Consider the following 22,776-nt stretch of genomic DNA (forward strand, 5'->3'; position numbering starts at 1 on the left):
AGCTGCCTAAAACTCTCGTTCTACTTTGACTAACGCCTCAATTGTCAGACTAGTGGGTGCTTCTCCACCAAAAGCTGTGCCGATGCGCTTATCAGTAAAGTGATCAAAAGCCAGGTTGTAAACCTCGTTGGGCAATGGCACATACCCCACCACCTCTGACTCACCAACAATAGCCTCAGTGAAATAGTCATAGGTGCCTGACTCGACTGTACTTGCATTGATGGCAGCCTATTTTTAGGTTGGATAGTTTAATGCTATTGCAGCGGTCATATTTGTAAGAAACGCTTTGTCTCAAGGCAAGATCAAGATCGCAATCTCAAGACTCACATTAAGTCAGTGAGTCTTATTTTAAGACACGAAAGATGCCTATGATTGTGAATCTATCTCTTGAAGGTGATAGAGACGCAGTAAACTTAGGTCACTTTTTTGGGAATGTTGCCATAAACTACAGGTTATTTGTGTCGATTGCGATCGCAAATACTGCAATTCCCAGCTATAGATTGGATAGGGGTATCCTAGGGGTGCGGCAGACTTTAAAGGATGTTTTGACCTAAAAATAGCTCTCGAAATTTAGTCCATTTTTAGTCCATAGTCCTTTTAGGTACCTCTAAAGTTATTGAATTTAGATGGTTTTGAGTTTTTGATTGGCTGCGGTGTACGCAACTAGTCAGGTTGGTTTTCGAGTTCTGATTTCTTAGCTCTGATTTGGTTAATGAACTCGTGTAGCCCCTCTGGAAGCATTGGACATTGGCTCAGAATGTTGGCATCTATAAGAACGTCGTCGATGGCTTTAGGGTGGGTGTTGGATTGAAAAAGTTGCTCAAGCTGCTTAAATGCAAGCTCTCGATTTCCCAGAGCTAAGGTGTAAAGTGCTTTCAGGAAATTATCCCAGTCAATGTTTTCAAATAAAGGCAGAGCCATCTTCCAGGCTGCATGAGCTTCACCCATTTGATTTTTTAGGGCGTGAGCTAATCCCAGCCCGCTGTAGAGATAAGCATCATTATGGTCTAGTTCTATCGCTTTTTTATATACTGCCATTGCTTTGGTATATTCTCGCAACAACAGATATACGAAGCCTAAGTTGTTGCGAGAATGTGTGCCGTCAGGGTCTAATTCTATCGCTTTCTCATAGGCCGAGATTGCTTCGTCATAACGCTCTAGGTCACTATAAACGTTACCTAAGTTAGTGTGAGCTGAAGCATAGCTTGGATTAATGTTTATTATTTTCTCATAGGCTGAGATTGCTTCGTCGTAATGCTTCAGGTTAAGATAAATATTGCCAAGAATATTTAGTGAGTAGTTTTTCTCTCCCTCTAAATCTATTCCTTTCAAAACATTTTCAACAGCTTGTTCATTCTGATTGAGCCCATGTTGAGCAAACCCCAAAGCAATCAGATATCCTCCGTTGTAAGGAGCTAATTGCACTGCTTTTAATAAGGCATCTTTTCCCTCCTGTGAGGGTACAATTCTGCGTTTAACCAAACAAAACGCATAGCCAATGTTCTCTAAGATTTTAGCCAGGTCTTTTTTCAGCTGCACCACTGTTATAGGCAGTGTTCTTGCTGCTTGATTGCTCACGCTCAAAGCTTCCTTGTGTTTTCCTTGCTTATGCAAAAGCTGCCCCTGCTTCAATAGCAAAATGCTGCTGAGTTCTGCCCTATCCCACCAGCCTCGCTTTTTCAAAGTTTTCAAATCATCCAAAACCCTGGTCAACGCCTCCTCATCTGGTACACCTGCCAGCACTGCTCCATACTGTCCTAATCGTTTTTTATTCTCTTTTCCGGTTACTGCCTTAAAATACTCTGCCACCTCCAGTAAACTTCGGGTCCAGGGACGGTTGTATTGCCACCCCTCCACAAATCGCGGCACCAAATACCGCCAGCCATAGTCCTCACCTTTCCATAGGCTGTGATGAGCCAAATCCAATACCAACTCCGCAATCGCTTCATCATCCAGCTTGTCCGCCGTGTCGGTAATGCCCTGTGTTTTTTCCTCTAACGCCAACTCTAACCATGTCAGAGCATTCTCATTCAACCGCTGTAACCGCTCACTAGTGCACCGTAGATCGCTCAGCAAATACCCTTGCAAAAACCGATTTAGCTTTTCATCCAGTCGCAGTTGCTCCACCAAAATAAACGAATATCGCTCTCGCAAAGTTTGCAACCGCCGCTCCAGATCCGTCTCGTCTAACATCGCCCGCAACAGCCCCGCATCCGGACGTCGCATCAGCGCTAACGCATAGATTGCCTGTAAATCCTTTTCCCGTTCCTTGGCACTAAAACAGTGCATCAAAAACCGCTCGCTGGTTTCCGTCACCACCCGATCATAAGCAGAAATATCACTACCCAAGGGTGCTTTCTCCACCGGAGCAATAATTTCTGCCAGGGGTTTCCCTTCCCGATACATCACCGCCGCCTGCCGAATCACAAACGGAATACCTAAACTAAACCGCGTCACCGCATCCGCATCCTGTCCGCTCAGCGGTCGCTTCGGCTCCACCTCCGCAAAGTATTCCTGAATCAAATCCAGGCCAAACTCACTCAGCGATTTCGCATACAGCTGCGTTTCCGCAAAGTCTCGCTTATACCCCCGAAAGTACAAACTCCCCCGCTGGCCACTGTCCGCCAAATTCGACCGCCCCGCAATCACCCACTGGGTACGCCCACCACTCTCATGGATCACTCGTCGCAACATGTAGTCACACTCAGGCCGATCCACAATCTCATAGGTATCAAACAATAACACCAGCGGCTTTTTCTCCGCCAGCATCGCTATGCCTTTTCCTAACGCCTCCGCCAGTCGCTCATTCGGCTGTTCATAAATCTCATATTCCTTCGGAGTCAGGGATTTTTGCACAAATCGCCGCGCCTGATACAGCCCCTCTGCCCCCACCTGAAATGTCGTATCCAGTGTGGCTGCCAATTTCTCTTGATCAATAGCCCCAGATCCTGTACATAACCGAATTAAAGAGGCCAATCCTTTGACCCCTAGCTTACTCACCTTGTCCGATAGGTCACTCGTCGCCTGAGATGCCTTTAGCGCATCCTCCACCTTCGACTCTGTATCTCGCAATGCCTGCAAAGTTTTCCCATAGCCTTTCAGGTCATTACCCCACCCCGCCTTTACCAAAGTACGATGTAGCAAATTCAGCACCGTCTTCGGTTCAATAAAGTCATGCCCCACCTGCAAATCCAAGGTCAGTTTCTGCTCATTCTCCCAATCCAGAAATAGAGTATTAACCTGGCCCTTAAACTCATCAGTCACTAGTTTTCGCAACCGTCGCACCAGCGACGTTTTTCCCATACCCCCTGCCCCATAAAACAGCAGGATCGCTGGGCGGGAATCATCCTCTGATGCAGGATTTAATTTTGCAAACGGCTTCGAAAACGTTGGAAAATGCTTCTGCAGTCCCTTCGGTAACATCGCCTGTAGCATCCGACGAAACTGCTGCTGCTCCTCGGTTCGCGCTAAGAAAATATCCTCTACCATTGGCCTTAACTGCTGCACTTTCCCAGATTATGGCCCAATTCCAATTAAAGAAGGCCTCTTTCCCAACGACTAATGGTTCGGCCAGACGTACCAATCTGCCGTGCAAACCCCTCCCGGGACATATTCAACTCTTCTCGAAGTTTTTTAAGCGGCGATTCGCCTGAAACCTGTACATACCTAAGCTGATTCATCGGCCTCAGCAAAATCATCAGGGATATCTTCTATAGATTGAACATCCAAAAGCATCATTAGCGCCTTCCATTGTGGTGGAGTCAATTTCGCCTCAGTCTGTCCAGACACCCAGCGCTGATACGTACGTAGAGGAATACCACACTTAACAGCAAATTCAACCTGTGATAATTCCGTACGCTGAATGCGCAATACCTCAATGGGAGATTGACTTTCCTGGGGCCGCCTGTCTTTTTTCATTAAGACAAAATGGCACGCCATAATGGCGTATGCAATCAAACGCTTGTAAGCAGCCGAACCTAAGCTGGGCTGTTTTACTCGTGTGCCTTATTCTACCGCCATCATGCAACTCTACGACTCACCACGTCCGTGGGTGATCTATCGTCGCCTGCCCAATTTTCAGCACATTGCCGTTGCTCGATTTCAACGCCGCACCGATGCCGAACAATACCTTGCCACATTGCAATATCTCATCCCCCAAAGCCCATTCCTCATGACCTTTGACACTGACAATATCCCCATGGAAAATGCCCCCCATCGCCATCGCCTACGTTACTATCTGGTAGGTTCACCAACCGATACCCAGCAAGCCATTGATCGCCTACATCTGTTGGGTTACCTCGAACGCATCATCTGGAGTCAACCCATTCAACTCTCCGAAGCAGGCGTTATCATCCGGCCTGATCCGGGTGACGTCTTACGATATACCCAGCGAGAATTCATAAACCAAACCACAAGTTTTTGATACCCAAACCACCCTTATTTGGATTTCATTTAACCCTTACCAACCTGCATATCCATTAACAATCCGCTGACAGAATAATGCACGTCTAACTCAGACCACTGCAACACAGAGCCCATATTTACCGCAACAACATCATGAAGCTGTTCACCCGTCGCATCCTTCAGCTCAGCAAAAAGCTCTAAGGAAAACTCAACATGACGCCCGTCCCGTAAAACAGCCTTGTAAACCCGGTGTTCCTCATCAAACTCGATAGATTTCACCAACGGCTCATCAGTAGTAAATGCCCACAACTCAAGGGGAGTCAAACGACTTTTCTCAATCGTTATGAAATCGCTTCCAGGTATCCCAACAGTCATCTAGATTATCCTCAACGAGCTTAATAGCCAGTTTGCGCCACTTAGCAGCAACGAGTTCAGAATAAGCGTCCTCCTTAATTTTAGATGCACACCCTTCTTTGCCCAGTTCTATCTTGAGCGTCCATTCACCACCTTTGCGAACATGGGCATGAGCGGGGTTGTGATCATTTGAATAAATCAGTAAATCCATTCCGCGTAACCGGGCAATGGTGACCATTTACGTTTACTTGATCGAGACATCAGCATTGAGTAAATATCGCACATTGCTAGAGGTACATTGCAAGCAGGCACTGGCCTGTTAGAAAACCAAGGGCTTAGAAATGTAGAACCCCCCGTGCACTTCAGCGGTGGTCTACCATGCTGCAAAACTACAAACACAAATCCATCCAACACTCAGACCTACCCAAAATTGTCGATCTCCTAGCCGCCTGTGAAGTTATCGATTTCATACACCAAAACCCTGTAGAAAAGTCAGTGCCCCCTTCGGCTTCGCTTAAGAGGGCACTGACGGGTAGCGTTCCAGACTGGATGCTTCAACACCAACACACAATTTTCCTGCTTTATATCGGCAACTCTTGAACGTAGATAAATTGGCGTGGGATATATTAATTTGCTCGACCGCCTAACTTGTCATATTTTTGGACCAACAACCATGACTCCCAATCAAGCAGCCGTCACCACTGCCATTACCGTTCTCCTATCCACCACACCAGAAAACCGCCTAGGCCAGCTATTAAAAGTTTGCTTGGCCGCCAAAATAGATGGCAACGCCCATAGCAAAGCCCAGGAGTTATTTCACGATACCGGTAACCTGGCCCATTGGGTACAAGACGTAATTGGCAATGACGGACAATACACCCCGGACGAATGGCAGGCCCTAGGGGAAATGGATCTGCTGGAGAATGTTGAAAAATTTGTTGAAGGATTATTGACTGAAGTGGAAGCACTGTAGCCATGAAGATATTGGCTGCGGCTAGCCATAATGAAGCTAAACTTTAAGCCAAAGTTGCGCTCAAGGGTGTTTTCTATGCCTCTCTTTTCATTCTCAGGCAAACGTCCCGATAATCTAGGTGTTAAGCAGGGCAAGCTCTTGACCTGCCCCGGCACTCCTAACTGCGTCAGCAGTCAAACTGATGCTAGCGATCAGGAGCACTTTATTGAACCGATTGCCACTGATAAAGCACCTGGGGATGCGATCGCAAAACTCAAAATCATCATCGAAGGGATGGAACGCTCCCAAATCAACGAAGCCACTGACAATTATCTCTACGCTGAATTTGCCAGTAAGCTCATGGGCTTTGTCGATGACATGGAATTTTATGTCGATTCTGGTCTGATCCATGTTCGGTCAGCCGCCCGATTAGGCAAGTCAGATCTAGGTGTCAATCGCAAACGAGCCGAAACCATCCGAGAAAAATTTCAAACGGATAATTAATTCCCAGGCACCTATGGAACGCCTCTACAGGTATAGATCCTGGAATTCTCATTCTCCTAGGTGCAACAATCTGCAGATGTCTTATGAGACATCTGCAGATTGCCACCTTTTGCCCAGGGCTGGTCTTGTGCCAGCCCTGGGCAAATTGATCATCTTAAACTAGGTGCTTTGAGACCAAACTTGGCAGCACCCAACTTTCTCACATCAAGACGAATTATGCTCAACTTGAGACTTACGTTGATCCATTTAGTCTCAAAACAAGACTAAATGGATCAACTCGCCACAGCCGACTTCCATAACTCAAAATGCAATCCTCAAAACTCAGCACTGATTAGGTAGCAATTGCATTTTCAGTCCCTTAAAGAAACACAAACCGTCTATTCGCTGACTATCATCGACGTACCGGCTTCAGACGTAGGGTTCAAACTTGTACAAATTCCTGCTGATCCAAGTGTTGAAGATGTAACTTCGGTAAATAGGGTATTCTGCGGCGATTGATTAAATTTATGACCGGAGCAATTAAAGCCATACAAATTGGACTGGTCTCGTTATTATTGGTGCTCTGCTGCTGCACGGGCACAGCTTATGCCCGTGGGGGCTGTTTTGGTGCTGGCACTCCGATCTTGACTCCAGATGGCTATAAACCCATAGAACAACTCGCTATCACCGACCAGCTTGTGGGCCTAGATGTGTCTAATGGTCAGACTGAAATAGAAACCATTGGCGATATCCAAATAGCACAAACGTCTGATTATTACCTGATTAATGATGCTACTCAGGTGACCGGCTCCCATCCTTTTTATGTGCAAACAACTCAAGGCTTAGAGCTTGTCCAGGTTCACAATCTCAAAATTGGCGACCATCTTATTGGAGAGAACAATGCTTCAGTTGAGATTTCTAGCATCCAACATATTCAGGCTCCCCTCAAAATCTACAACCTGGTGGAGATTACGCCATCCCATAATTTCTATGCGGACGGTATTTTAGTTCACAACAAAGGTGGCGGTGGCGGTGTTGCTGGCAGTGGCGGTGCTTATGGAAAAGCCAACGGAGCAGTCGGTCTTGATGACAAAAACCTACCGAGGTTGATACTATCTCTATTCCTCCTAATAGCCGGTCTGATACCTTTTGCCTTCCTGAGAGAGATTTATAATTCAATTCGCTTCAGAAATAAGACGTTCACTGATGATGCTGAACTGATTGAATTTACGAAAAGCATCAATGAAAAATTCAAAAATGTTTATTCTGTTCGATATACCGAAGATAATGAGCCTTGGATAAAAATACGTCCTTCTCAGGAGGTAGCAGAGACAACATATCAAGACTTTATTGATAAGGCTGAGCTGATAGATTTAGTCTCTCAAGTGTTTGTCCAGTATCAACAAAATTGGACTAAGAAAAAGTTTGATGAAATGGCTGACTATGTAGACCAGCCATTCTACGACATGCAAAGGACAATCTTTCAGGATGCATTTGGCAATAATTTCGATATTGTCTATCAGCCAACGTTACAAATGGTGGTGCCTTTAAGCCGTAGCCAGCAAGAAGATAGCTATATTTTTAAGCTTCAAATCAACGCTGAGCTGATCAATTTTGCCCTATCATCTCAAGGCTATGTCCTAAGTGGAGCAGCCTATTCCAGATCATTTACTGAATATTGGAAGATTAAGATAGACTCGGCTAAACAATGCTCTTTGATGGATATTGAGAAGCTTTATGATTTCTCACAAGTGAATGATTAAAATTGAGTCTCTGTTAATCCCTTGCAATTACACGCTATGCATTTTTCCAGGCTGTTACGCACTATTATCCTCGGACTGATTAACCTTTTTGGGGGGCTAATTTTGGTAGGATTCGCAGCCTGGATACATTATCGAATCAATGGCCCCTATAACCCAGGTGAGATAGCGCTTGAAGATTGGTCCCTGGCACTCGCCATATATACTGTCCCGCTGCAGTTAGGGGCAGCGATAGAGGCCATAATCATTGGTCTCTGCACCCGGTTTCGGTGGATCAAGGTTAATCACGGTCGACTCGCAGTTGGAGCATTTAGCCTGATTTCGCTTTACTTCGCAATTAGCGCAATTTGGGTAGGCATGACAAGCCGCTATAGCAATCTGTTCGGGGTTTTACTGTACGAGTTCATCATCACCCTACCCCTGTGGTTGGCTTGGGGTTTATTATTTTTGCTACCCCACCGTCAACAGCGGCGAAAAAATAGTTAACCCCCCTGGCACACAGGTAAACTCAATCGGATTTGCCTCCCATAACTCCCCGTCAACAACCAGCTTCTGCGGTGGATTTGTGGTTACCGTAAGCCGCTTGGTGCGCAGACAAATCACATCTTCCCGCTCAACTTGGGATTTAACCAGGGCAGAAGTAAACAACGTGGCCATTACATTGACCCCTTGTAATCGCGTTTGGGGCAGAGGAATCGTCACTTCCAGCAACCCATCATCGGGAATCACCTCGCCAAACCCTTGGGCTGCCACAGAGGTGGCCGGGGCGGCATTGGCCACTGTCACGGCCACCGTATCAAATTCAATGGTCTCTCCATCAATTTCAATTTTTGCCTTAAATAGCTCTTGGGAAAAAAACTGCTGTGCACCAGATAGAACGTAGGCCAGGGTTCCTAGCTGATTTTTTAATTCTCGGTTGGCATTGTCTACCATCTCCGCCTCAAATCCCAAACCTGCCAGCAAAATCATTGGGATATCGTTGCAGTAGGCGGCATCTACCACCCGTGTATTCCCGGCTGCAATGGCTTCACACGCTTGCTTCATGTCAGTGGGAATCCCCATGGCTACCGAAAACGCATTGGCGGTCCCTCGCGGAATCACCCCCAGGGGAATACCGGTGTCTATGGTCACACCTGCGATCGCAGATACTGTCCCATCGCCCCCGGAGGCAATGATAAATCCGGTATCATCCTCGGTTTGGTTGGCTTGGATGGTTGCGATCGCAGCTTTTGCCTGGTCAATGGGATCCACATCCGGCTGCGTAAAAATCGTATGCAAATTAACCTGGGGTGCCAAAATCTGGCGAATTAAGGCCAAATCTCGATCTGGGTTGCCCTGTCCAGCCACTGGGTTAAAAATCAAATAGGCATCTCGTCGCTTTGCAACCGCTTGAATCGCCAGCTCAGCCGTTGCCATATTGGTGGCCAGCACAACGTTGTGTAAGGTACACACCCGCAGCAACGCCCGAATATCCGGCTCATTAGGATTGACACTGACCGGATCTAGCAAAAAAAAGACCCCTGCCACTCCACCAGACACTACCCGAGCTGCAATCTGCAATTCTCCGCCCTGGGCTCCCGCAGCCATGCGCTCCACAGGTAGCCCAGTAACCGTTTCAATTAACTGTCCTGTGGTTTCAGTCGCAATCAAATGGTATCGAGCCAACACATGCCTGTAGTTGGTTGCCAGCATTACCAGGTCATTTTTCTTGGTGTCATGGGCAATCAAGGCAAGGCAGTCGGGCATGGTGTTATCTCCCTAAGCATGGTCCTAAAGCATTTCCAAAGGATAGCTATCCGCAGGGGAAGCTGACCACTCCCACATGGAGCCAGCATAATTTTTAACCTGATAGTCCAGGGTGACTAAAACCGATGCCAGCCAGCCAGAACGAATTCCCCCCGTGCAATACACAACAATTTGGCTGTCTGGTGTAATGCCCGCATCCAGCAATTTGGCATGGATATCATCCTGGGAAAGGAGTTTGCCATCCTGCCCCAAAAACTCTTTGAAGTAGAGATTGATGGCTCCGGGTACATGGCCACCTCGTTGTTCTCCATAGGGGGTCTTACCCGCAAACTCCCGCGCTTCGCGGGTATCAATCACCACAAGATTGTCGTTACCTAGCTCAGCTTTTAGCTGCTCCTGCTGAATCTCCCATGTAACATTGCGCTCAACAACAAAATCTCCAGGTGGCGGTGCATTGTTCGTGCCCTGTTGTACAGATACCCCCGCATCCACCAGTGCATCAAAACCACCATCCACCATGGCCACTTGAGCATGTCCCAGCGTACGTAACATCCAAACAATTCGACCATCTTCACCCCAGCCCCCCGGTGGGTTAGCAAAAACCACCACAGGCCTGTCCTTTGAAATGCCCATTTGCTGTAGCTGCTGGGTTAGCAAGGCATCCTGCTCTAGCAATTTGCCGCGAGTGGTTACCTGCTGCGGAGAAAATTGTTGCCAGTCGACATAAACGGCTCCCTGTAGCCTGGTGAAAGCCAGTTTGCGAGTATCCAGCAGGGTAGCCCCTTGATCAATCAGCCGTTTTGCCTCCGGTGCGCTGATAATCCACCGGTTTTCTAAAGATGCTGCTAATTCTGGCGCTGTCACAGTTGCCTTGATGGTCTCAGAAAAGAGAGTATTGCGCTCAAGCGGTAAATTGTTCTTTCTCCATTGAGAAATATCACCCTCTAAATGGAAAATTGAGGTGATGCCAGCGTCCCGTAGCGTTCTTTCTGCAATTTTGACCCGTATACCCCGCTCGCAATACACCACGACCGGACCACCGTGGGCGATCTCGTCAATCCGATTACCAATCTCTCGAAAATGAATGTTAATCGCTCCCGGAATGTGACCCGCCTCATACTCCTCTGCCGTACGCACATCCAAAATTAGCGGTGCAGTGCCAGCTTCGATTTGAGCAACTAACGCTTGCTGAGAAACGGGAGCACTGGTTTCAGCCATAGCCCCACAGGCTGCCAGCTGGAGACACAGACATGCGGCCCACAAAAGTTTACGCCCTTGACGATACATCGACCCCATAGTCATGCCATAGATAAAGAATATACAATCTTATGTCGAGATTAATAGACTCACCTTAAGTCCACTTAAGATGTGCTTAATCTCGAATTGAGACCAAGATTTAACACACGTCTTTTATTATCCCATTACTTATTTATTGGCTTATCTTGCTTTAAGACTGATTTGACTCAACATAGGTCTTAACTAGAGACTTTGTGTCTCGTCTTGATTTAGTTTGATGGGTAATTTAATCGTGAATTTTGCCCCTTGTCCTAGCTGTGAGTGGCATTCTAATGAGCCTTGATGGGTTTTGGTAATAATTTGATAGCTAATGGATAGGCCCATGCCGGTGCCGGTGCCGATGGCCTTGGTGGTATAAAACGGGTCGAACAGCCGTATGAGCGATGATTCAGGAATGCCAGGACCGTTGTCACTGATCTCAATCGAGATCCAATCAGGCTCCAATATGCGGGTTGCGATCGCAATCTTAGCCATCCCCTGAGGTGGCGAACAGCGCAGCACATCAATGGCGTTACTCAGAATATGCATAAACACCTGATTTAGTTGTCCGGCATAGCATTCAATGCAGGGCAATGGACCATAGTCACGCGCGATCTCAATTCCTGGCTGACCGGGTGTAGCCGTAATTTGGCTATTGAGAATTGTCAGCGTGCTATCAATGCCTTTATGGATATCTACCCATTTAACAGCCGCCTCATCCAAACGAGAAAATGATCGTAAAGACTGAACAATCGTGATAATCCGAACTGCTCCTTCTGCCATGGATTGCATCAGGTTTGGAAAATCTTTTCGCACAAATGGCAGATCAATCTCTTCGAGAGCAGATTGGATTTCAGTAGCCGGGTCAGGATAATGCTGCTGATAGCGATCCAGCAGCATAACAATATCGTTGACATAGTCACTCGCATGTTTGAGATTGCCATAGATAAAACTAACGGGATTGTTAATTTCATGGGCAATTCCAGCCACTAATTGTCCCAAACTCGACATTTTTTCGCTTTGTATCAATTGCCATTGGGTTTGTCGCAGTTCCACCAATGTCTGCTGTAAATCCTCAGCCTGCTGCCGTAGAGAAGCTTCAGACTGTTGCAATGCCTGGGTTCTTTCCACAACGCGAACCTCCAATGTTTGGCGAGCGTCTTCCAGTTCCATGGTGTATTGTCCAGCCCAGCTGACCAACTGATTTAATGCCTCTGCCAACAGCAAGACCTCGTCCTGGGTGTGAATCGAAACGTGTAGCTGAAAATCATTCGCTTGGGTAATGCGTCGTGCAGTCAGGGTGAGCTGCTCAATGGGCCGGGCAATGGCTCGGCTAGTGATCACAGCCAGGATAATGGCTAAACCGATGGAACAGACCATACTGACCAAAATGATGATCAGTCGTAATTGCTCAGACTTTTGTAGCTGCACAATGGATTGGTGGTACTGCCGATCAGCCGTTTGTTGCAATCGCGTTAAGTCTTCAGACAGTTGCTCAAAGGTGGTGGACAGTTGATTGGCATCTCGACTACTAAGGGCGATCGAAATTACTTCTAAGGCAATTCGCTTATTATCAACCCCCTCTAAATCAAACCAAAGGTACTGAATAAAGCGCTCATACTCCTGCAAATTAGTCCGATAGCCACTGATCAACAGGGTTAGCTGGGTTTCAGATGCTGTATGGGGAAGTTGCTCAATTGTCTCTAGTTGGTGACGGAGCTGACGGAGTTCTGTATTAAATTGATTGGTTTCATACTGCACCCAGATCCGGCTTTCACCGGAGATCGCAAGTAACCGCTGAGGATGCATCTGAATACTCAAAACATGAGTATTCAGCTCATTGAGCAACTGCTTTTTACGCAGTGTATTCTCAGCTTGTTTGCGAGCAGAGAAGGCTTCATAATGCCCTCCCAGCAGACCACCAGTAGTGCCCAAAACAGCTGTTCCCAAAGCCAGGGCATATCCACAACTAATCTTTTTAGAAATACTGCGATGGATACCCAGCCGTTTACTAAAGCTAGAGACTACATGGGATAACAATGCAATCATCGACCCTAGCCCTCTCAGACTTATTCAATTGCTGAGCCCTGGCCAATAGCATAATAGCTATCTCGTAGGACTTGATAATCAGCATCAGTTACCGCCACTAATTCTGATGTTTTATACTTCTGGTTGGCTTCAGATGCTAAAAGCGCTGCTATCAATGTCTCTTGATGGTCAAGCATGTGGTTTCTCAGTTCTTCTAAATACCGTGGCCCCAGACTAGGATTGGCAACAAATACATCGGGGGGCAAATGATCACTCGCAGCAATGACTTGAATGTCAATCCCCTCCAAACCTGGTGCTTTCACATACTCGACATAACGATCATGGGAATCACTCCAGGCATCTACCTGACCAGATTGCAACGCTTCAAAGCCTTGGCGATTAAGCATGACCACCTGATAATCTTCAGGTGGCACTCCCGCATCTAGCAACATTTTCATCGGCATAATATGCCCTGCTGTTGACCCCTCAGTTCGCATCGCAATGGTCTTGCCTTTCAAATCACTCAGTTGATCAATGCCACTATCTACTCGGGTCATCACCATGGCCGCATACTTGGGACGAGTTATGCCTAGTATGGGGATAGCCCCTGCCCGCGCCCTCAGTAGCAAATACTCAGAAGGTCCCGCCATCACAAAATCCAATTCATTGGCAAGGAGTGCTGGTGCCGCCGCAGAATAGTTTTCAACTGCAAAAAAAACAACGGGTAGCTGAAGGGTCTCTTCTAAAACTTGTCGAAATGCACCAAAGTCTCGCTCTAAAGCATCAGAACCACTTAGGTCGGTCACAGCGAAGTGGAGTTTATTAGGATAATCAAACTGACTATTGGTTGTTGAGTTTGTCTTAGCTAGACCACAGCCCCCTAAAAACAACAAACTATACCCCAGAAAAAAACGACGACCTACCATAGCAGCCACAAGCAAGAAGGCTAACAGTACTGCTTGACCTGCATACAGCACCGTTTGACCTTCATATTGCCCAAACTATCCTTGGACTACGCGCTTAATTCTGAACCACTCTAAACTTTTCTTAAAACGAGATTGACCCCTAAAAATAAACCTAAAAGACTTGATAAACCCAAATAAACAACAAAACAAACCTTTGTCTTAAAAAAAGTTTATATTTCTTATTTTGGACTCACAGAAAACCAAGCATTCTTATTTTAAGGATTAAGAGCAGTTGGGAAACCCTCTTGATTAACCGTAATTTATAGGGAATTTATAGGGTTAAGTGAGCATATACAAGATTTCAGGCTAATTAGTATGTTCTAGGGAGATTCAGCTAATTGAGCCTCCCTAGAATAGCTAGTTCACGTAATTTATGTGTCAGGTATGCGCTTACGAAGCTTCTTGCTTTCGTTTACGAATCAACGCTGCTCCCATACCTACTAGACCAGGTAAAAGAGCGGGAGTAGGAACGTCAGCCGCAATGGTAGGCGAAGAAAATCTCACGGTGTAATCACCTGACCTGCGATTGGATCTCCAACTGGATAAGGTACAATCCGTTAAACTCAGACCACATTGCCCTGGCTGGAAGGCTGTTGAACTACCACCACCAAGGGGATCTTCAATGTCTTGACCAAAAGAATTCAAGGGATCACTATTAAAGGCTCCAATGCCAACATAATATAAACCGCTTGTTAGATTACCGCTCAGCAAAGAAAGCAAGCCGACACCGCCGTCATCATTTGCACCAATAATCTCGCCCAAACTATCAAACACAAACAATTGGCTATCAAAACTTGCTGAAATAACTTCTAAGGCCAGGTTGCCACCACCCCAATTAAAACCATAAAGGTCACGATCTGAGGCTATTCCACCAACAACAGAATCTATTCCACCTGGCAAAAGCTGAGCGGTTGGAATTAATTCGCCTGCATCACCAGATTCAGTCAATTGGGCTGCTGAAACAGACTCTAGTGAGCCTAATCCAATGGCTAATGCCGTAATACCGGCAAACATTCCAAAATTAGTTAGTCTTTCCATCTGAATCTCCAGAAAACACTATTATTTGAGTATTTAGAGACAGATGCACTCCATTCAATCCATCAACTAATACTTGTGTAATAAGACCAAGTCATACCTTTTCTTTAGGGAAATTTACATTATCCTCATGAAAATTGCTCAACTAAAAAGATTGTGTCGATCTAATGATTTTTTATGACAATATATACACCGTAATCCCCGTAGGGTAAATCAGTGATGAACGACATAACCCCTTATTTATCCGGTGTTCTACCAAGGTAGACACATTTTCCTTCAAACATAATTGAGGGAAAATGTGTCTCAAACAATACTATCTCTGGGGGCAAATACAAGCAGCCATAAGGACATAGCTGCCATTGGAGACAATTTTAGGCAGAAAAGAAAGCTTGCTGTCCCCCTAATAATATCTACGGTTAGCTTAGCCCAATGTAAACGCCAAACTCATGTATTTATCCACCAATCTGAGACATTGTGCGGCTATAGGCTCCAGTAGTGCCAGATTCTCGCATTTTGAAATTAATCTCTGGTTTATCCGCCACTAAAGCGCCGACGCGATCACGAATAGTTTCAATGGCTTCTCCACTGCGCAAGGCATCTCGTAAATTAAGTTGACCCGTTTCATTTAACAGACAAGGCCGTAGCCAACCATCCGCAGAGAGTCTCATGCGATTGCAGCGATCGCAAAAACATTCAGACATTTGGCTAATAAATCCGAGCGTCCCTTTAGCACCTGGAATCTTAAAAACATCTGCAGGGCCATTGCCACGAATGCTTGATTCTTCTAAGCCCCAGCGATTTCGGATCTGTTGGCGAATTGTCTCAGAATCAATCCATCCCCTAGTTGTGAATAGCGCGTCATTACCAATAGGCATAAACTCAATAAATCGCACATGCCAATTCCTATCCAGGGTTAATGCGGCAAGATCTAAAATCTCGTGATCGTTGACACCCGGAATCACAACAACATTAAGTTTAAGGGGGTCAAATCCTACCTGGTGGGCCATTTGAATGCCTTGCCATACCTGTTGCCAACGCATATATTTTGATGCGGTCTCTGATGTTAAATCACGAGTAGCCGGTGGGCCCACAATTTTCTCAAATGTCTCTGGCTGCAATGAATCTAAACTGATATTGATGCGTCGTAACCCTGCATCATATAAAGGTTTAGCCAACTTCTCTAGCTTAAAAGCATTAGTCGTCAGGGCCAGATCTGTTGTCTCTGGCAAATGGGAGATCTCATCCACCAGCTGGACAATTCCTGGACGTAGCAGTGGCTCTCCTCCCGTAAGCCGAAATTTTGTGAATCCTAAGGGAATAAATACCCCCTTCAGCAAGCTCAAAATTTCCCCATGACTTAGCCAAAGCTCTCGCAATACATAATTAAGGTCGGCTCCCTCCGGCATGCAGTACACACATTGAAAATTGCAACGGTCAATCAGGCTGATACGGAGATAATCAATAGGATTCATGTGGTTTTTGAACTCAAAGCCCCCATATATCAGGGGGTTGGGAGCTGAACACGTGGGGGAAAGGTTGCCTCTATCTTAGCGGCTACGATCTTATTGAGTCGTATTGCCTGACGCAGTTGCATACATCAAATTCTGAACAAGCAATTTAGAGAATGAAGCATTAATACCGTGGTTTGCTACTCTAGTTAAAATAATTTTCCATATACGTCTGGAGCGGCACACCCTCTACCCATAATCAATGGTTATTAAATGCCAGGATTTAGCTACTCGCGTTTAATAAGCAGCTCATTAGAATACGAAAATTACACCTGCTTTCCCACCCAATAGAGCTTCAGGACCTATCCGTGACTGCACAAACTCCCGCTATTACCGATAACGTATCTACCAAACCATCTGAGTTTAACCGTCAGATGCTAATTATTCTTGACTTTGGTTCCCAATATTCTGAGCTAATTGCTCGACGCATTCGCGAAACTCAAGTTTATTCAGAAGTGCTTTCCTACCGCACTTCAGCTGAGAAAATTCGTCAGCTTAATCCTAAGGGCATTATTCTGTCCGGTGGGCCTAGTTCCGTTTATGCTGACCACGCTCCCAAGTGTGATCCTGCCATTTGGGATCTGGGGATTCCTATACTAGGTGTGTGCTACGGCATGCAGTTGATGGTGCAACAGCTGGGGGGGCAAGTAGAGACCGCCGAACGGGGTGAATATGGCAAAGCGTCCTTGCACATTGATGATCCAACCGATTTGCTAACCAATGTGGGTGACGGTTCCACTATGTGGATGAGTCACGGTGACTCGGTCACTAGGCTGCCCCAGGGGTTTGAAGTTCTAGCCCATACGGACAATACACCCAGTGCTGCGATCGCAAATCATGACCAAGGCTTTTATGGTGTGCAGTTCCATCCAGAGGTGGTTCACTCCGTTGATGGTCAGGCCTTAATTCGTAATTTTGTATATCACATCTGCCGCTGTGAGCCCACATGGACCACGGAAGCATTTGTGGAAGAGGCCATTCGTGAAGTACGTGCCAAGGTAGGCACTAAACGGGTTTTACTGGCTCTGTCCGGAGGTGTAGATTCATCCACACTGGCATTTTTACTCCATCAGGCCATTGGCGACCAGTTAACCTGCATGTTTATTGATCAGGGCTTTATGCGTAAGGGGGAGCCTGAACGTCTGGTAGAGCTATTTGATCAGCAATTTCATATCAAAGTTGAATACGTCCAAGCTCGCACACGCTTCCTAGAGAAAATCAAGGGCATTACTGACCCAGAGGAAAAGCGGAAACGCATTGGCCACGAATTTATTCGTGTTTTTGAAGAGGAATCAAAACGCCTGGGACCCTTTGATTATCTGGCCCAGGGTACACTATATCCCGATGTAATTGAGTCTGCAGACACTAACGTTGATCCCAAAACCGGTGAACGGGTAGCGGTCAAAATCAAGAGCCACCACAATGTGGGTGGTCTACCTAAGGATTTGCAATTTAAGCTAATCGAACCCCTGCGCAAGCTCTTCAAAGACGAGGTGCGTAATGTGGGTCGCTCCGTTGGCCTTCCCAATGAAATTGTACGTCGTCAGCCCTTCCCCGGCCCAGGTTTAGCCATTCGTATCCTGGGTGAAGTGACGGCGGAACGGCTCAATATTCTGCGGGATGCTGACTATATCGTGCGGGAAGAAATCCGTAATCGAGGACTGTATCACGACTTTTGGCAGGCGTTTGCGGTATTGCTACCGGTTCGTAGCGTTGGCGTCATGGGCGATCAGCGCACCTATGCACACCCTATTGTGTTGCGTCTTGTTAGCAGTGAAGATGGCATGACGGCTGACTGGTCTCGGCCTTCCTACAATTTGCTAGAGGTTATTTCCAACCGCATCGTCAATGAAGTGGACGGAGTTAACCGAGTGGTTTACGACATCACCTCCAAGCCCCCTGGCACCATCGAGTGGGAATAAGCTGCGCTTGAGCCGCAGGCTCTTTTCAAAACCCCGGTTGCTAGCAACCGGGGTTTTGGGTTTTTGCAGCTAAGCCGTCGCCGTCCCTTTAGGGCGTGCAAAAATCATGCGTCCCGCTGACGTTTGTAGAGCGCCAGTCACCACCACCAAAACATTATTGCCGATGTAGCCTTTCCCTGACTCCACAACCACCATGGTGCCATCATTCAAATAGCCCACACCTTGGAAATCTTCCTTTCCTTCCTTAAGAATTTTGATCTCGATATCGTCTCCGGGTAAATACGCCGGGCGAATTGCCTTAGCCAGGTCATTAATATTCAAAATGCCTACCTGCTGCACCCGTGCTACTTTGCTGAGGTTGTAGTCATTGGTAATGAGCATGGCATTCATTTCCTGGGCCAGTTTAACGAGCTTAGCGTCTACAGTTGTGATGTCTGAATAATCGGCAGGATCAACAACAACCCGGTCGGGATAAGCCGCCCGCAGACGATTCAGAATATCCAACCCTCGTCTACCCCGGGCTCGTTTTTGGTCGTTGGCAGCATCGGCAACGGCCTGTAGTTCCTGTAAAACAAATTGAGGAACAACGATCCGGCCCTCTAAAAAGCTGGTTTCTAGCAGCCCTTCAATGCGGCCATCAATGATGCAGCTAGTATCCAAAATCTTTGAGGTAGCTGGTTTAAGCGTGCCTTCTGCAATCAGCATGCTCTCTACGCTGGAAGGATTGACTAAACGCAGCAATGCCCGTCCTTGAGTGTCAGCCAGATTCATCCCCGAGACTGAAAATATAATGCTGTTCATGACAGCTGCCAAGGGTTTGATGAAGTTAAACTCGCTGGGGATCGGCAACAAGAACACGGGGGCCAAAATCAAGTTGGCAATGAGTAGACCCAAAATTAAGCCAATGGCCCGAGCAAAAATGCGGTCGGGGGGCAGGGTGCGGATTTGTTTCTCGAACCGCCGATAGCTGGTCTGGGCAACAATTCCTAGGCCAGTACCAATCAGGCCTCCAAACCCGGCCATGACGGTACCGAGACCTTCAATGTTGTTAACTTGTCCTAAAACCTGAGGCGGTAGCAGGTCAACACTGTAAAAACCAACACCTGCCCCTGCAAAAATGAATGAAATTATGATTAATGCGTCTAGCATTCGAATGATGTCGCCCTTAGGGTATATCTATTGATGTGATGATGGTGAAGCATACACCATCCCTGGGAAGGCTCAAACAACGACATTATAATCACTGATGTTCCCCACGATTGGGTTCCTCCCTGAATGCTTTTATGTTCTCCAGTGGCCCCATGCCCTTATCGGCCCCCACATCGGCCTACGTTCATATTCCGTTTTGTCGGCGTCGCTGCTTTTACTGTGACTTTCCCATTTCGGTCATTGGTAACCGAAAACGCGGAGAAACATCTAGCACCATTAGCACCTATGTCGATTGGCTATGCCAGGAGATCAAGGCTACACCCGTTTTGGGGCCTGCGCTGAAGACGGTTTTCTTTGGCGGTGGGACGCCATCGTTGCTATCTGTCGCTCAGCTTGAGCAGATTTTGCAGACTCTTGATCAGCAATTTGGCATAGCGACCGATGCAGAAACGTCCATGGAAATGGATCCGGGCACCTTTGATTTGTCCCATGTACAAGGCTACTGTGCCCGAGGTGTGAATCGCATTAGCCTCGGAGTGCAGGCATTTGACGATGGCTTGTTGGAGCGATGTGGGCGATTCCATCGCCTGGTGGATGTGCATCGAGCCGTGGATGATATGCATCAAAGTCAGGTGCCAAGTTGGAGCTTAGATCTAATTTCAGGATTGCCTTATCAAACTTTGGAGCAGTGGCAGGAGGCAGTGGAGAGGGCGATCGCAATCCGTCCCCATCACATCTCCATCTACGATCTCACCATCGAACCCCAAACCCCCTTTGGTAAGCAGTATCAGGCAGGGGAGCAACCGCTACCGACCGAAGCAGCCACCGTTGACATGTACCGGCTAGGGCAGCAGATTCTGACCAACGGGGGCTATGGGCACTACGAAATTTCTAACTATGCCAAACCGGGGCATCAATGCCGCCATAATCGCACCTACTGGGAAAATCGCCCCTTCTATGGCTTTGGTATGGGAGCCACTAGCTACACCCAGGGACAGCGTTTTGCCCGCCCCCGCACCCAAAAGACTTACCGACAGTGGCTTAACAATTATCAACAAGCCGGTGGCATTCTAGATGAACCCTCATTACCGGTCACTGAACAACTGACCGATAGTTTGATGGTAGGGTTGCGCCTGGCAGAAGGTATCGATATTAGCGCTTTTATCAACGCATTTGGTGCGGCCTTTATCGGCATGTTGAATAGTCGCTTGCATCCTTATGTAACGTCAGGTCAAGCCATATTTGAAAACAACCGCCTTCGCCTCAGCGATCCCGATGGCTTTCTCATATCGAATACGGTGCTAGCAGATCTCTTTCATGGGATTGAACAACTCACCGAAAAGTAGCGATCCCTCTTGTGGAGACGTTCCATGGAACGTCTCCACAAGAGGGATCGCTATCTAGAAAGGCCTTGCCTACTTCCAAAAAACTTAAACGTTTTGTAACATTGGCAACCATATCTGCGATCCATAATTTGCCAAAGAAAGGATTTGTCCCCTTGCAGTGATGCAGTACGATGAGTCCTTGTGAAAAAAAATCCTCCCTGCTATGCCGAAGGTACTTGTCTCCGACCCGATTGACCAAGCTGGTCTCGATATTTTGGCCCAGGTGGCCCAAGTTGATGTGAAAACCAAGCTTCCGCCTGAGGAGCTTGTTCAGATAATCTCCAACTACGATGCTTTGATGATTCGCTCGGGCACTAAGGTTACCAGCGAGGTGATTGAGGCGGCAAGTCAGCTCAAAATTATCGGTCGGGCTGGTGTGGGTGTCGATAATATCGATGTAGCTGCCGCCACCCGTCGCGGCATTGTGGTGGTCAATTCCCCCGAGGGCAACACCATTGCCGCAGCAGAACATGCCCTAGCGATGATGCTGTCGCTATCGCGCAACATTCCTGAAGCCGATAAATCAGTCAAAGAGTCTGCTTGGAATCGTAAACAGTTTACCGGCGTAGAAGTTTACAAAAAGATTCTCGGCGTGGTCGGTCTCGGTAAAATTGGCTCCCATGTGGCTACGGTTGCCCGTTCAATGGGAATGACTATTCTGGCCTACGATCCTTTCATTTCTAAGGAGCGGGCGGCTGAATTAAACTGTAGCTTAGTGGATTTAGACCTCCTTTTCCAAGAGGCCGACTACATTACTCTACACATTCCCAAAACTAAGGAAACTGCCCACTTGATCAACGCTGAAGCGCTGGCCAAGATGAAACCAACTACCCGTATTATTAACTGTGCTCGCGGCGGCATCATTGACGAGGCCGCTTTGTATGACGCCCTGAAAAATGGCGTCATTGCCGGTGCCGCTCTCGATGTTTACGAAGCGGAACCCTTAGGAGAGAGCGCTCTGCGAGAGCTTGGCAAATCTGTTGTTCTCACTCCCCACTTGGGCGCTTCCACCACCGAAGCCCAAATTAATGTGGCGGTGGATGTGGCTGAACAGATTCGCGATGTGTTGTTGGGACTCCCTGCCCGGTCGGCTGTAAACATCCCTGGCCTCCGCCCCGATGTACTAGAAAAACTGCGCCCCTATCTACAGTTGGCTGAAACCTTAGGTAACTTGGTAGGTCAGTTAGCCGGTGGACGTGTAGAGCAAGTGCAAATTCGTCTCCAGGGTGAGCTGGCAAATCAAGATAGTAAGCCCATCGTCATCGCCACTCTCAAAGGCCTATTAACAAATGCTTTGAGAGAACGGGTGAACTATGTTAATGCCTCCATTGAGGCTAAGGAACGGGGCATTAAAGTGATTGAGACTCGTGATGCGAGTATCAAGGACTTCACGGGGTCCCTTTATGTCTCTGCCCAGGGCTCCCTGGGTGAGCATTCAGTAACGGGCGTTATTCTCGGTGGCAGTGAAGTACGTATTACTGACATCAATCAGTTTCCCATCAACGTGCCTCCCACGAAGTACATGTTATTCACCCTGCACCGCGATATGCCAGGCATTATTGGCAAAATCGGGTCTTTACTAGGGAGTTTTAACGTCAATATTGCCAGCATGCAGGTGGGACGCCAGATTGTGCGCGGTGATGCCGTTATGGTGTTGAGCATTGACGATCCGCTACCCGATGGGATTCTCGAAGAGATCACAAAAGTGCCTGGCATTCGCGATGCGTATACCGTCGCCCTATAAAATGGGTTAACCATGACTGTGTTAAGGACACTCCAAGTGCTTAACACAGTTATTGCTGATTTCTAT

At 47.2% G+C, this 22,776-nt stretch carries 21 protein-coding genes; 8 read left to right on the forward strand and 13 right to left on the reverse strand.

All coding sequences use genetic code 11. The features are described from left to right. Positions 1 to 6 precede the first annotated feature (6 nt). The 4 genes from U2F10_RS09055 to U2F10_RS09070 form a co-directional block, all read right to left on the reverse strand. The gene (locus U2F10_RS09055; protein ID WP_284681982.1) at positions 7 to 141 is read right to left on the reverse strand and encodes a hypothetical protein; all 135 of its coding nucleotides are present in this window, start codon (positions 139 to 141) and stop codon (positions 7 to 9) included. Positions 142 to 663: 522 nt separating this feature from the next. Continuing rightward, positions 664 to 3,489, reverse strand: coding sequence for a tetratricopeptide repeat protein (locus U2F10_RS09060; RefSeq protein ID WP_499871795.1), 2,826 nt, complete (start codon positions 3,487 to 3,489; stop codon positions 664 to 666). 44 nt (positions 3,490 to 3,533) lie between these two features. After that, a complete protein-coding gene (locus U2F10_RS09065; protein ID WP_499871797.1) occupies positions 3,534 to 3,698 on the reverse strand; it encodes a helix-turn-helix domain-containing protein in 165 nt (54 codons plus the stop codon). After that, entirely contained in the window at positions 3,667 to 3,939 is a 273-nt protein-coding gene (locus U2F10_RS09070) for a helix-turn-helix domain-containing protein (protein ID WP_499871798.1), read from the reverse strand. Before U2F10_RS09070 ends, U2F10_RS09065 begins: the two co-directional genes overlap by 32 nt. A gap of 82 nt (positions 3,940 to 4,021) precedes the next feature. Between U2F10_RS09070 and U2F10_RS09075 the strand changes: the two genes are divergently transcribed. Then, positions 4,022 to 4,423: a hypothetical protein gene (locus U2F10_RS09075; RefSeq protein ID WP_499871800.1), complete on the forward strand. Its 402-nt coding sequence runs from the start codon at positions 4,022 to 4,024 to the stop codon at positions 4,421 to 4,423. 29 nt (positions 4,424 to 4,452) lie between these two features. Here U2F10_RS09075 and U2F10_RS09080 read toward each other — a convergent pair whose 3' ends face one another. Both U2F10_RS09080 and U2F10_RS09085 read right to left on the reverse strand, forming a co-directional pair. Next, positions 4,453 to 4,779 carry a DUF2442 domain-containing protein gene (locus tag U2F10_RS09080; RefSeq protein WP_499058505.1) on the reverse strand — a complete coding sequence of 109 codons (327 nt, stop codon included), beginning with the start codon at positions 4,777 to 4,779 and terminating at the stop codon, positions 4,453 to 4,455. Beyond that, entirely contained in the window at positions 4,739 to 4,996 is a 258-nt protein-coding gene (locus U2F10_RS09085) for a DUF4160 domain-containing protein (protein ID WP_163703371.1), read from the reverse strand. The genes U2F10_RS09080 and U2F10_RS09085 overlap by 41 nt, the downstream gene beginning before the upstream one ends. 435 nt (positions 4,997 to 5,431) lie before the next feature. Here U2F10_RS09085 and U2F10_RS09090 point away from each other — a divergent pair, with 435 nt between their 5' ends. From U2F10_RS09090 to U2F10_RS09105, 4 genes are all read left to right on the forward strand, one after another. Further along, on the forward strand, positions 5,432 to 5,731 hold the full coding sequence (locus U2F10_RS09090; protein ID WP_006514030.1) for a hypothetical protein: 300 nt from the start codon (positions 5,432 to 5,434) through the stop codon (positions 5,729 to 5,731). Positions 5,732 to 5,806: 75 nt separating this feature from the next. Next, positions 5,807 to 6,214 carry a DUF1499 domain-containing protein gene (locus tag U2F10_RS09095; RefSeq protein WP_499866430.1) on the forward strand — a complete coding sequence of 136 codons (408 nt, stop codon included), beginning with the start codon at positions 5,807 to 5,809 and terminating at the stop codon, positions 6,212 to 6,214. A gap of 506 nt (positions 6,215 to 6,720) precedes the next feature. Continuing rightward, a complete protein-coding gene (locus U2F10_RS09100) occupies positions 6,721 to 7,956 on the forward strand; it encodes a Hint domain-containing protein (protein ID WP_499871802.1) in 1,236 nt (411 codons plus the stop codon). A 36-nt stretch (positions 7,957 to 7,992) separates the two neighbouring features. After that, positions 7,993 to 8,439 carry a hypothetical protein gene (locus tag U2F10_RS09105; RefSeq protein ID WP_163664103.1) on the forward strand — a complete coding sequence of 149 codons (447 nt, stop codon included), beginning with the start codon at positions 7,993 to 7,995 and terminating at the stop codon, positions 8,437 to 8,439. Here U2F10_RS09105 and U2F10_RS09110 read toward each other — a convergent pair. From U2F10_RS09110 to moaA, 6 genes are all read right to left on the reverse strand, one after another. Continuing rightward, positions 8,404 to 9,699 (reverse strand): methylglyoxal synthase, encoded by a 1,296-nt coding sequence (locus U2F10_RS09110; RefSeq protein ID WP_499871804.1) that lies wholly within the window; start codon positions 9,697 to 9,699, stop codon positions 8,404 to 8,406. The two genes, U2F10_RS09105 and U2F10_RS09110, sit on opposite strands and share 36 nt — an antisense overlap. 24 nt (positions 9,700 to 9,723) lie before the next feature. After that, positions 9,724 to 11,001, reverse strand: a complete 1,278-nt coding sequence (locus U2F10_RS09115) for a rhodanese-like domain-containing protein (RefSeq protein ID WP_499871805.1) — start codon at positions 10,999 to 11,001, stop codon at positions 9,724 to 9,726. A 177-nt stretch (positions 11,002 to 11,178) separates the two neighbouring features. Next, entirely contained in the window at positions 11,179 to 13,023 is a 1,845-nt protein-coding gene (locus U2F10_RS09120) for a sensor histidine kinase (protein WP_499871807.1), read from the reverse strand. A 20-nt stretch (positions 13,024 to 13,043) separates the two neighbouring features. Further along, positions 13,044 to 13,928, reverse strand: coding sequence for a PhnD/SsuA/transferrin family substrate-binding protein (locus U2F10_RS09125; protein WP_499871808.1), 885 nt, complete (start codon positions 13,926 to 13,928; stop codon positions 13,044 to 13,046). 429 nt (positions 13,929 to 14,357) lie between these two features. Then, positions 14,358 to 15,005 carry a PTPA-CTERM sorting domain-containing protein gene (locus tag U2F10_RS09130; RefSeq protein WP_499871809.1) on the reverse strand — a complete coding sequence of 216 codons (648 nt, stop codon included), beginning with the start codon at positions 15,003 to 15,005 and terminating at the stop codon, positions 14,358 to 14,360. Between the two features lie 449 nt (positions 15,006 to 15,454). Continuing rightward, positions 15,455 to 16,474: a GTP 3',8-cyclase MoaA gene (gene moaA / locus U2F10_RS09135; RefSeq protein WP_163697297.1), complete on the reverse strand. Its 1,020-nt coding sequence runs from the start codon at positions 16,472 to 16,474 to the stop codon at positions 15,455 to 15,457. 410 nt (positions 16,475 to 16,884) lie between these two features. On the opposite strand from moaA, the gene guaA reads away from it, so the two are divergent. Next, positions 16,885 to 18,432 (forward strand): glutamine-hydrolyzing GMP synthase, encoded by a 1,548-nt coding sequence (gene guaA, locus U2F10_RS09140; protein ID WP_499872346.1) that lies wholly within the window; start codon positions 16,885 to 16,887, stop codon positions 18,430 to 18,432. Between the two features lie 69 nt (positions 18,433 to 18,501). Here the strand turns inward: guaA and U2F10_RS09145 are convergent, their stop codons facing one another. Beyond that, positions 18,502 to 19,581, reverse strand: coding sequence for a PIN/TRAM domain-containing protein (locus U2F10_RS09145; RefSeq protein WP_163664116.1), 1,080 nt, complete (start codon positions 19,579 to 19,581; stop codon positions 18,502 to 18,504). 152 nt (positions 19,582 to 19,733) lie between these two features. On the opposite strand from U2F10_RS09145, the gene hemW reads away from it, so the two are divergent. Together hemW and serA are read left to right on the forward strand one after the other, a co-directional pair. Beyond that, positions 19,734 to 20,927 (forward strand): radical SAM family heme chaperone HemW, encoded by a 1,194-nt coding sequence (gene hemW / locus U2F10_RS09150; RefSeq protein ID WP_163664118.1) that lies wholly within the window; start codon positions 19,734 to 19,736, stop codon positions 20,925 to 20,927. Positions 20,928 to 21,129: 202 nt separating this feature from the next. Continuing rightward, positions 21,130 to 22,710, forward strand: a complete 1,581-nt coding sequence (gene serA / locus U2F10_RS09155; protein WP_163697299.1) for a phosphoglycerate dehydrogenase — start codon at positions 21,130 to 21,132, stop codon at positions 22,708 to 22,710. The last annotated feature ends 66 nt before the right edge of the window (positions 22,711 to 22,776 follow it).

Source organism: Leptothoe sp. EHU-05/26/07-4 (assembly GCF_043421015.1).
Classification (GTDB): domain Bacteria; phylum Cyanobacteriota; class Cyanobacteriia; order Phormidesmidales; family Phormidesmidaceae; genus Leptothoe; species Leptothoe turfae.